This window comes from Arenimonas sp., assembly GCF_044353605.1.
In the GTDB taxonomy this organism is placed as follows: domain Bacteria; phylum Pseudomonadota; class Gammaproteobacteria; order Xanthomonadales; family Xanthomonadaceae; genus Arenimonas.
In genome coordinates this window covers 1-11,005 of sequence record NZ_JBILBO010000025.1, presented here as the reverse complement: position 1 = coordinate 11,005, position 11,005 = coordinate 1, and the positions used below count along the sequence as shown (strand labels likewise).

General features: G+C 59.2%; 8 protein-coding genes, 1 tRNA gene and 2 pseudogenes. All 11 read left to right on the top strand.

Annotation, left to right across the window (positions count from 1 at the left end):
* Positions 1-405 (top strand): annotated as a pseudogene (locus ACIQ1A_RS09290) (NADH-quinone oxidoreductase subunit L); the annotation flags it as partial.
* A 17-nt stretch (positions 406-422) separates the two neighbouring features.
* On the top strand, positions 423-1,937 hold the full coding sequence (locus tag ACIQ1A_RS09285) for an NADH-quinone oxidoreductase subunit M (protein ID WP_395770792.1): 1,515 nt from the start codon (positions 423-425) through the stop codon (positions 1,935-1,937).
* Between the two features lie 10 nt (positions 1,938-1,947).
* Positions 1,948-3,399 (top strand): NADH-quinone oxidoreductase subunit NuoN, encoded by a 1,452-nt coding sequence (nuoN, locus tag ACIQ1A_RS09280; protein WP_395770791.1) that lies wholly within the window; start codon positions 1,948-1,950, stop codon positions 3,397-3,399.
* A gap of 51 nt (positions 3,400-3,450) precedes the next feature.
* Positions 3,451-3,527: transfer RNA gene (locus ACIQ1A_RS09275), tRNA-Met, on the top strand.
* Between the two features lie 148 nt (positions 3,528-3,675).
* On the top strand, positions 3,676-4,197 hold the full coding sequence (gene rimP, locus ACIQ1A_RS09270; protein WP_395770793.1) for a ribosome maturation factor RimP: 522 nt from the start codon (positions 3,676-3,678) through the stop codon (positions 4,195-4,197).
* A 44-nt stretch (positions 4,198-4,241) separates the two neighbouring features.
* Positions 4,242-5,747 carry a transcription termination factor NusA gene (nusA, locus tag ACIQ1A_RS09265; protein WP_395770790.1) on the top strand — a complete coding sequence of 502 codons (1,506 nt, stop codon included), beginning with the start codon at positions 4,242-4,244 and terminating at the stop codon, positions 5,745-5,747.
* A gap of 58 nt (positions 5,748-5,805) precedes the next feature.
* Positions 5,806-8,448 (top strand): translation initiation factor IF-2, encoded by a 2,643-nt coding sequence (infB, locus tag ACIQ1A_RS09260; protein WP_395770789.1) that lies wholly within the window; start codon positions 5,806-5,808, stop codon positions 8,446-8,448.
* Entirely contained in the window at positions 8,448-8,807 is a 360-nt protein-coding gene (gene rbfA / locus ACIQ1A_RS09255) for a 30S ribosome-binding factor RbfA (protein WP_297801449.1), read from the top strand. The genes infB and rbfA overlap by 1 nt, the downstream gene beginning before the upstream one ends.
* Positions 8,808-8,832: 25 nt before the next feature.
* Positions 8,833-9,768 (top strand): tRNA pseudouridine(55) synthase TruB, encoded by a 936-nt coding sequence (gene truB / locus ACIQ1A_RS09250; protein ID WP_395770788.1) that lies wholly within the window; start codon positions 8,833-8,835, stop codon positions 9,766-9,768.
* 142 nt (positions 9,769-9,910) lie between these two features.
* The gene (gene rpsO, locus ACIQ1A_RS09245) at positions 9,911-10,171 is read left to right on the top strand and encodes a 30S ribosomal protein S15 (protein ID WP_395770787.1); all 261 of its coding nucleotides are present in this window, start codon (positions 9,911-9,913) and stop codon (positions 10,169-10,171) included.
* 95 nt (positions 10,172-10,266) lie between these two features.
* Positions 10,267-11,005 (top strand): annotated as a pseudogene (locus ACIQ1A_RS09240) (polyribonucleotide nucleotidyltransferase); the annotation flags it as partial.

Genomic DNA, 11,005 nt, shown 5'->3' with positions numbered 1-11,005 from the left:
CCGTTTGCATTCACCCTGCACGGCATGCAGATGCCGGCATTCTGGCTGGCCCTGTCGGGTTTTGCCCTGGCAACCTATATCTATCTGTTCAATATCCGGATTGCCGAGCGTGCGCAGAAGATCTTCGCGCTTCCGATCCGAATTCTGGAAAACAAATACGGTTTCGACGACCTCTGGATCAAGGGTTTCGCCGGTGGCAGCATCGCGCTCGGCGGCAAGGCATGGAAGTACATCGACACCGGCCTGATTGACGGCGTGATGGTCAATGGTACGGCGAATCTGGTCGGACGCATCGCCCGAGCCATCCGCGGCACCCAGACCGGACGTCTGACCACGTATGCTTTCGCCATGATCGTCGGCTTGATTGCGATGTTGGCCATCGCAACCCACCTGTTTGCTGAATAAGGACAAGGATTACTCGCATGGGCACCCACCTGCCACTACTCAGCACACTCATCTGGCTTCCGATCCTCGGCGGCCTGATTACCTTCCTGCTCAGCGACCGACGTATCGGCAGTGCGAAAGTCTTCGCACTGCTCGTCACCATCACCACATTTCTGCTCAGCATCAAACTGTATTTCGGTCTCGACCAGTCAACCGCAATGATGCAGTTCGGCGAGCAGCTGCCGTGGCTGCCGGGATTCAACATCAACTACAGCCTCGGCGTCGACGGGATTTCGGTCGCGCTGATCCTGCTGACGACCTTTACCACCGTGCTGGTTCTTATGGGGTCTTGGAGCTCGATCGAAAACCGCCCCCATCAGTATTTCGCCGCCATGCTGGTGCTCGAGGGGCTGATGGTGGGCGTGTTCTGCGCACTTGATGCAATTCTCTTCTATATTTTCTTCGAAGGCATGTTGATTCCGATGTTCATCATCATCGGTATCTGGGGCGGACCGCGGCGCATCTATGCCAGCATCAAGTTCTTCCTGTACACCTTCCTCGGCTCGGTGTTCATGCTGATCGGGCTGATTTACCTGTACAACAAGTCCGGCAGTTTCGATCTGGCCACCTGGGCCAATCTGCCGCTGAACGCCACCGAGCAGATGTGGCTGTTCTTCGCCTTCCTCGCGGCCTTCTCGGTCAAGGTGCCGATGGTGCCGGTGCATACCTGGCTTCCGGATGCACACGTCGAGGCGCCGACCGGCGGCTCGGTCATTTTGGCCGCAATCATGCTGAAGATCGGCGGCTATGGTTTCCTGCGTTTCAGTCTTCCGATCGTGCCTGATGCTTCCACCGAATGGGCCTGGCTGGTCATTCTGCTGTCGTTGATTGCCGTGGTTTACATCGGTTTCGTTGCCCTTGTTCAAGAGGACATGAAGAAGCTGATTGCCTATTCTTCGATTGCACACATGGGCTTCGTGACGCTCGCCAGCTTCATCGTGTTCGCCATGGTACGTGAAGACGGCAATCTCGAAGGGGCCCGTCTCAGCCTGCAGGGCGGGATGGTGCAGATGATTTCGCACGGTTTCATCTCGGGTGCCATGTTCAGTTGCGTCGGCATCCTGTATGACCGCATGCACAGCCGCATGATCAAGGATTACGGCGGTGTCATCAATACCATGCCCTGGTTCGCCGGATTCTTCGTGTTGTTCGCCATGGCCAATGCCGGACTCCCCGGCACCAGCGGCTTCGTCGGCGAGTTCATGGTCATCCTTGCTGCATTCCAGTCACATCCCTTGATTGCGTTCTTCGCGGCATTCACGCTGATTCTGGGCGCTGCATATACCCTGTGGATGGTCAAACGCGTGGTGTTCGGCGAAATCGGCAACCACCACGTCGCCGAACTGACGGACATCAATGCCCGCGAGGCCTGGATGCTCGGCCTGTTCGCTGCCGGCGTGCTCGCGCTCGGCGTCTATCCGAAACCTCTCATCGACCTGATGGATGCGCCGATCGCGGCATTGGTCGGCCACATCGTACAAACCAAGCTTTGAGGAACCGCCAATGACCATCCCCATGATCTCCGCGGCGGACCTGAATGCCATCCTGCCGGAAATTTTTATCTGCTGCTCGGCCTTTGCGCTGCTGATGCTGGATCTTTTCATTGATGCCAAGCGCCGGCCGTTGATCCACTTCCTGGCGGTGGCGGTGCTTGTTGCGGCGATTCTGCTGACCGTGCGCGATATGGTGTCGGTCACAACCACCGCTTTCGGGGGCATGTTCATCCATGATATTGCCGGCGATGTGCTGAAAATCGGCATTTACGCAGTCACTGCGCTCGCCTTCATCTACGCCAAGCCCTATCTGGTCGAACGCGGTCTGTTCAAATCGGAATTCTATGTGTTGGCGCTTTTCGGCGTGCTGGGCATGATGCTGATGATTTCAGCCGGCAACCTCACTGTGCTTTATCTGGGTCTTGAGTTGCTTGCGCTGAGCTCGTACGGCCTGGTCGCGCTCGACCGTGACAATCCGATCGTCTCGGAAGCAGCCATAAAATATTTCGTGCTTGGTGCCATTGCCTCCGGTCTGCTGCTGTATGGCATGTCGATGATTTACGGTGCGACCGGAAGCCTGCAATTCGATGCCATTTATGCGGTATCCGGCGCCACGACCTCGCCGATGCTGTTTAAACTCGGGGTGGTCTTTGTTGTCGCAGGGATTGCCTTCAAATTCGGCGCCGCGCCATTCCACATGTGGCTGCCCGACGTCTATCAGGGTGCACCGACCGCGGTTACCGCCTACATCGCCTCGGCGCCGAAAATGGCGGCCTTCGCCATGGCCTACCGTCTGTTGGAGTCGGCCGCCGGCAACAGCATGGCCGATTGGGTGCCGCTGATCGCCATTCTGTCGGCGCTGTCCCTGGTGCTCGGCAATCTTATGGCGCTGGTACAGTCCAGCTTCAAGCGTCTGCTGGCCTATTCGACCATTTCACACGTCGGTTTCCTGTTCCTCGGTTTGCTGAGCGCCGATGCCAGTGGCTATTCCGCCGCGATGTTCTACGCCATCAGCTACGCTATCACCGCCGTCGCGGCCTTCGGTTCGTTGATTCTGCTCAGCCGCGCCGGTTACGATGCCGATGATATCGACGGCTTCCGCGGCCTGTGGGTCAAACATCCCGGTTTTGCCTTCCTGATCCTGTTCGTGGTGGCCTCGCTGGCCGGCGTGCCACCGTTCCTCGGCTTCTTCGCCAAACTGCAGGTCATCGTCGCCGCGCTGAATGCCGGTTACCAATGGCTCGCGCTACTGGCGGTAATCTGTGCCGTCATTGGCGCCTTCTACTATCTGAAACTGATTCGCGTCATGTTCTTCGAGAAGCCGGACAGTGAGGTCAGCCGCATCAACCCCGATCGTCACCTGCAGGTGGCATTCGTGCTGAATGCCACGGCCCTTCTGGTCCTTGGCGTGTTCTCCAATGCCATCCTGTCCTGGTGCCTCAAGGCGTTTCCGGTCGCTTGACGAGGGACTTGTGCCTCAGGGGGCAAGTCCGCTATAATGTCGGTTCACTGATGCGGGGTGGAGCAGTCTGGCAGCTCGTCGGGCTCATAACCCGAAGGTCGTAGGTTCAAATCCTGCCCCCGCTACCAGTTTGACGCAAAGGGCCAAGGCCGTTTGCGGGGCTAGTTCGAGGCGATGTACTGTCTTGGACGCCGGAACTAGGAAGTACCGGAAAAGGGCCGTCAGGCCCTTTTTTATTAGCGACATCGCACGACGCAGGGAGATTGGATCATGGCAATGACCGGTAAGGCCTTGGAATTAAAGGATTTATTGGATCCGACCGTTCGCGGTCTGGGGCTTGAGTTGCTGGGCGTGGAATTTTCGCCTGCGGCTGGCAATGCCTTATTGCGTCTCTATATCGATGCACCGGAGCGATTGGTCAGTATCGAAGATTGCGAGGCAGTCAGCCGGGAAGTATCGGCAAACCTTGACGTCAACGATCCGATCGCCTCGCAGTACACCCTGGAAGTGTCCTCTCCGGGTATTGACCGGCCGCTGTTCACGCTCGCGCAGTTTGCGCGGCAGATCGGCGAGCAGGTCAAAATCAGTTTGAGTCTTCCGCAGGAAGGACGGCGGAGGCTGCAAGGCAAAGTACTTTCCGTCGGCGAGTCCGGGATAGTGTTGGATGTGGATGGCCGTGAATTCACGGTCGCCATCGGTAACGTGGATAAAGCCAGGCTGGTGCCGGATCTTGTGGCCCTGGGTCTGGTGGCTGAACCCAAAGGCGGGCGCAGAAAACCGGCGCCCAAGAAATCGTGATTTTCGACTAATTTCGGCACAGCCGAAGGATACGGAGTTGGATTGTGAGTAAAGAACTTTTATTGGTCATGGAAGCGGTCGCCAACGAAAAAGGCGTCGACCGTCAGGTCATCATCCAGGCGATGGAATCGGCGTTGGCCTCTGCCGCCAAAAAGCGCTACCACGACGAAGATGTGTCGATCCGCGTCGCCATCAACCCCAAAGACGGAACCTATGAAACCTTCCGTCGTTGGGAAGTCATCGCCGACGATGTGGTCATGGAATCACCCGATCGCATGGTCCGCCTGATGGACGCCGTTGACGAGATGGATGGCGCCGAAGTCGGCGGCTTCGTTGAACAACCGGTAGAGAATCCCGAATTCGGCCGCATTGCCGCCCAGGCCGCCAAGCAGGTCATCGTGCAACGCGTCCGTGAGGCCGAGCGTGCATTGGTGCTCGAACAGTGGAACGACCGCGTCGGCGAACTGGTCAACGGCGTCGTCAAGCGCGCCGAGCGCGGCAATGTCTATGTCGATCTCGGCGGTAATGCCGAAGCGATCATACCGAAAGACAAGGCGATTCCGCGCGATGTCCTGCGCCCGGGTGACCGCGTCCGCGGCTATCTGGCTGAAACCCGCGCTGAAACCCGCGGTCCGCAGTTGATCATTTCGCGCATCGCCCCGGAGTTCATGATCGAACTGTTCAGGCTGGAAGTGCCGGAAGTCGGCCAGGGGCTGGTAGAAATCAAAGGTGCCGCCCGCGATCCGGGTGACCGCGCCAAGATCGCTGTGCTCGCCCACGATCACCGTACCGACCCGATCGGCGCCTGTATCGGCATGCGCGGCTCGCGCGTACAGGCCGTGTCCAATGAACTCAACGGCGAACGCGTCGACATCGTACTGTGGTCCGATAATCCGGCGCAGTTCGTCATCAATGCCATGGCGCCAGCCGAAGTGCAGTCGATCATCGTCGATGAAGACAAGCATTCGATGGACATCGCCGTGGCTGAAGACAAACTGGCGCAGGCCATCGGCAAGGGCGGACAGAACGTGCGTCTGGCCAGCCGCCTGACCGGCTGGCAATTGAATGTGATGACCCAGGATCAGGTCTCGGCGAAGAGCGAGGCCGAACAGGCCGCGGCCCGCGCCGTGTTCGTGGAGAAACTGGAGGTCGACGAAGAAATCGCCGGAATCCTGGTTTCCGAGGGTTTCAATACCGTTGAAGAAATCGCTTACGTGCCGGCGGCTGAACTTCTCGCCGTTGAAGGTTTCGATGAAGATATCGTCGAAGAACTCCGTGCCCGCGCACGTGACGCCCTGCTCAATGAGGCGTTGGCCGCCGAAGAGGAAATCGAAGAGCACAAGCCTACCGATGATCTTCTGGCAATGGACGGCATGAGTGAAAGCATCGCCTATGCATTGGCCGAGCGTGGCGTGTCCACGCCGGATGATCTGGCTGAACTCGCTGCCGATGAGATTTCCGATATCGAAGACATGGGCATGGAGCGCGCTTCGGCGTTCATTCTGGCCGCCCGTGCCGCTGAAATCGCCCGTCTCGAGCAGTCGAACTGAACGCCGCGAAATATACATCATGTAATCAGCATTACAAAATTCAAGGATCGACATCTCCATGTCAGAAGTAACCGTAGGATCGTTGGCAAAAATCGTCGGACTGCCGGTCGACAAGCTGCTCAAGCAGCTTGCCGATGCCGGCATGGAATTCTCCGGTCCGGACCAGGTCGTCAGCAGCACTGAGAAGATCAAGCTGCTCGGATTCCTACGCCGTTCGCACGGCAAGACCGAGAAGCCGGCGGAAGCCGCTGCCGCACCCAAGAAGATCACCATTGCCCGACGCAAAACTGAAGAACTGACGGTTGCCAGCTCGGGCAAGTCCAAGACCACGGTTGCCGTCGAGGTCCGTCAGAAGCGTACCTATGTCAAACGCGACGAAGTCGCGGCACCGGTATCTGACGAGCGCGAGGAGTTGCTGCGCAAGCTTGAGCACTCGAAATCACGCAATGCCGAAGAGCAGGCACGCCTGAGTGAATTCGACCGTGCACGCCGCGAGCAGATCGATGTCGAGCGCGCTGAAAAGGAACGCGTCATCCGTGACGCCGAGGAAAAAGCCCGTGTTGCGACAGCTGAGCTGGCCGGAAAAAAGGTAGGCGCCGCCGAACCCGACGCCGCTGGCCATGAGTCCCGACGTGAGCGTGATGAAAAGCACGGCCACAAACCACACAAGACCGAAGCCCTCCGCCACGAACCGGCAAAGGCCGCCAAGGACAAGTTGCCGAGCAAAACCGCCAAGCACAAGGTTCGTGGTTCGCACGTCATGGTCGACAACGACATCGACGATGATTCCGCTTTGCAGAACATCAGCGGCCAGTTACACCTGACCGCCGCCGAGCGTGAGCGCCGCGTCAGTGCCGGCAAGAAGAAGCCGAAACAGAAAATCATGGAAGCATCGCGGACCGCCACCGGTCAGCATGGGTTCTCGCGACCGACTGCCCCAATTACCCGTGAAGTCGCCGTCGGCGAATCAATCCTTGTTTCCGAGCTGGCCAACAAGCTGGCGATGAAAGGTTCGGATGTGGTCCGTGCCCTGTTCAAAATGGGCATGATGGTCACCATCAACCAGGTCATCGATCACGATACCGCTGTTTTGGTGGTTGAAGAACTCGGTCATAAGGCTGTGCAGGCCAACGAAAACGATGCCGAACTGGCATTGGTCGCGCATCTGGACGAAGCTCAGGGCGACAAGAGCACACGTCCGCCGGTCGTCACCATCATGGGCCACGTCGATCACGGCAAGACCTCGCTGCTCGACTACATCCGTCGTACCAAGGTCGCTACGGGCGAGGCCGGCGGTATCACCCAGCACATCGGTGCCTACCATGTCGAGACGCCGCGCGGCGTCGTCAGCTTCCTGGACACCCCGGGCCATGCGGCGTTCACCGCCATGCGTGCCCGCGGCGCCAAGCTGACCGATATCGTGGTGTTGGTTGTTGCCGCCGATGACGGCGTCATGCCACAGACCATCGAGGCGGTCGAGCATGCCCGTTCCGCGAAAGTACCGCTGATTGTCGCCATGAACAAAATGGACAAGTCCGAAGCCAACCCCGACAACGTCAAACAGGGTCTGGTCAAACTGGAAGTGGTGCCGGAAGAGTGGGGCGGCGACGTCCAGTTCGTGCCGGTTTCCGCCAAAACCGGCGATGGCGTCGACAACCTGCTGGAATCGATTCTGGTCCAGGCCGAATTGCTGGAACTGAAAGCGACCGTCGATGCCCGTGCCAGCGGCGTGGTCATCGAATCCTCGCTCGATAAGGGTCGCGGCCCGGTTGCCACCGTGCTAGTGCAGGAAGGCACCCTCAAGAAAGGCGATTATCTGGTCAGTGGTCTTCAGTATGGCCGCGTGCGCGCGCTGTTCGACGAGAACGGCAAGCAGACCGAAACCGCCGGTCCGTCCATTCCGGTGCAGGTACTCGGTCTTTCCGGCGTGCCGGATGCCGGTGACGATTTCGTGGTCGTGGCCGATGAACGTCTGGCCAAGGAAGTCGCACAGCAGCGTGAAACTAAACGCCGTGAATCGCGTCTGGTCAAACAGCCGGGTTCGCGCATGGAAGATGTCATGGCCCAGATGGGCGCCGGACAGGGCCAGCAGGTGCTCAACATCCTGGTCAAGGCCGATGTGCAGGGTTCCGTTGAAGCACTGCGTGATTCCTTGACCGGTCTTTCCAACGAGTCCATCCGCATCAACGTGATTTCCTCCGGCGTCGGCGGTATCACCGAATCGGACGCCACACTGGCGGCGGCATCCAAGGCCGTAGTCATCGGCTTCAATGTGCGTGCCGATGCCTCGGCGCGACGCATCATCGAAAGCAATGGCATCGACTTGCGTTACTTCTCGATCATCTATGACGTCATCGACCAGGTCAAACAGGTCGCGTCCGGTCTGCTCGGCGTCGAGATCCGCGAGGAAATCATCGGTATCGCCGAAGTCCGCGATGTGTTCCGCAGCTCCAAGTTCGGTGCCGTGGCCGGTTCGCTGGTCATCGAGGGTACGGTCAAGCGCAACAAGCCGATCCGCGTGCTGCGCAACAGCGTGGTGGTTTTCGAAGGCGAGCTGGAAAGTCTGCGCCGCTTCAAGGACATCGTCGAGGAAGTCCGCAGTGGTACCGAATGCGGTATCGCGGTGAAGGCCTACAACGATGTCAAGCCGGGCGACCAGATCGAATGCTTCGAGCGCATTGAAGTGGCGCGTAGCCTCTGATGGCGAAGAAGAGCTTCCACCGGACCGACCGCGTTTCCGCCCAGCTCCGTCGCGAGCTGGGCCAGATCGTACACGCCACGGTGCGCGAGCACGGATTGCCGTCGCTGAGCGTGTCCGATGTCGAACTCACACGCGACATGGCGCATGCCAAGGTATTCGTCACCGCGTTGTTGGCCGATTCGTCCAAAGCAGCCGTGAAGGCATTGAACGAGCTGGCTCCGGAAATGCGCTTCCAGCTGGCCCATGCGGTCAAGATGCGGCATGTGCCCGAGCTGCATTTCCATTACGACGATTCGGTCGACAAGGGCGAGCGCATCGAGCAATTGCTGCGCGACAGCCCGAAACCCGAATCGCCCTGACCGCCACCGGGCGGTTTTTTCCTGCATGAAGAAAGCACAGTTCACTTTCGCCCGTCGCCCGGTTGACGGCCTGATTCTGCTCGACAAGCCCCAGGGCATGACGTCCAACCAGGCCTTGCAGAAAGTCCGTAACCTTTACCGGGCTGAGAAGGCCGGTCACACCGGTGCGTTGGATCCGTTGGCGACCGGCGTGCTGCCGATCTGTCTGGGCGAGGCCACCAAGGTCGCCGGCATTCTGCTCGGGAATGACAAAGCCTACGAGGTCAGCGCCGCGCTAGGCGCTACCACCGATACCGATGATGCCGATGGCCAGGTTCTGCGCGAGCGACCGATCGGAAGTTATTCCCGGAAGCAGCTGGAAAGCCTATTACAGGAATTCATCGGCGACATCCAACAAGTACCCCCAGTATATTCCGCGCTCAAGCAGGGCGGTGAGCCGATGTATCTGAAGGCGCGCCGCGGCGATGTCATCGATCTGCCCGCGCGTCCGATCCGTATTCATGCCATCGAACTGCTGGAACTGGATGTCAACGTGTTCAGTTTACGGGTGACCTGCGGTTCAGGAACCTATATCCGCAGCCTGGTCCGCGATCTTGGCGAGGCTTTGGGCTGCGGCGCGCATGTCACGGCTTTGCGCCGACTCTGGGTAGAGCCATTCCAGGCGCTGCCATTGTGGACTCTGGAAGCGCTTCAGGCCATTGCTGAGCAAGGACTGAAGGAGCTGGACGCTGTGCTGCACCCGGTCGCCGATGCTCTGGTGGCGGTCCCGAAGCTGGCCCTTGATGCCGAGCAGGCCAGGCGGGTGGGTATGGGCCAGAAAATCCGGATTTCCGGACCGGTGCAGGCCTGTGAACGGATCCATCTGTGCAATGGCGAGGGGCTGCCTCTGGGATTGGCCGAAATGAGCGCCGAGGGCGAACTTACGGTTCAGCGATTGTTCCGCTGGGCGGCAGTCAATTAGCCCGATTTACCCCCCACTAACTGATTGAATCGAGTATAATATGCGGGCTTCGCGCCTTCCGGCAGAAGCTCCCTTAACCGGCGGTTATGGCGGTTGCGCAGTCCGCGCTTCTGCCGAATTCGCATCTTCATAGAGAGTTGATATGTCCATTGATACCAGCAAAGTCATCGGCGAGCACAAGCGCGCCGCCAACGATACCGGCTCCCCGGAAGTCCAGGTTGCCCTGTTGACCGCCCGCATCGAAGACCTTTCCGAACACTTCAAGACCCATAAGAAAGACCACCATTCCCGCCGCGGTCTCCTGAAAATGGTGAACCAGCGCCGCAGCCTGCTGGCCTATCTGAAAAAGAAAGACAGCGAACGTTACCAGGCCCTGATCCAGCGCCTCGGCTTACGTCGCTAACCACCCAACGCGGCGCTTCGGCGCCGCGTTGTTTTTTGCAGTACATCAAAGACGGGCATGTGGCCCGTCTCGCGGAAATCAAAGAGGATAATACAGTGGCAAAAATCGTGAAAACCTTCCAATACGGAAAACATCAAGTCAGCATCGAAACCGGTGAAATCGCGCGTCAGGCCAGCGGTTCGGTCATCGTCAGCGTCGAAGGCACCGTGGTCCTGGTCACCGCCGTGGCCGCCAAGTCGCAACGCGAGGGCATGGATTTCTTCCCGCTCACCGTCGACTACCAGGAAAAATTCTATGCCGGCGGCCGTATCCCGGGCGGCTTCTTCAAGCGTGAAGGCCGTGCCACCGAGAAGGAAACCCTGATTTCCCGCCTGATCGACCGTCCGATCCGTCCGCTGTTCCCGGAAGGTTTCCGCAATGAAGTGCAGATCATCGCCACCGTTGTTTCGATGAATCCGGAAGTCGACGGCGACATCCCGGCCCTGATCGGCGCCTCCGCCGCCCTGGCTCTGTCCGGCGCACCGTTCAACGGTCCGATCGGCGCTGCCAAGGTCGGCTTCGCCAATGGCCAGTACATCCTGAACCCGACCGCCGCCGAACTGGCGACCTCGCAGCTTGAGCTGGTCGTTGCCGGTACCGCCGGTGCCGTGCTGATGGTGGAATCGGAAGCCGCGCTGCTGTCCGAACAGCAGATGCTGGGTGCCGTGATGTTCGGCCATCAGCAGATGCAGACCGTCATCAACGCCATCAACGAACTGGTTGCCGAAGTCGGCGTCAGCAAGTGGACCTGGCAGGCTCCGGCCAAGAACGAGGGCATGATCGCCGCGCTCAAAA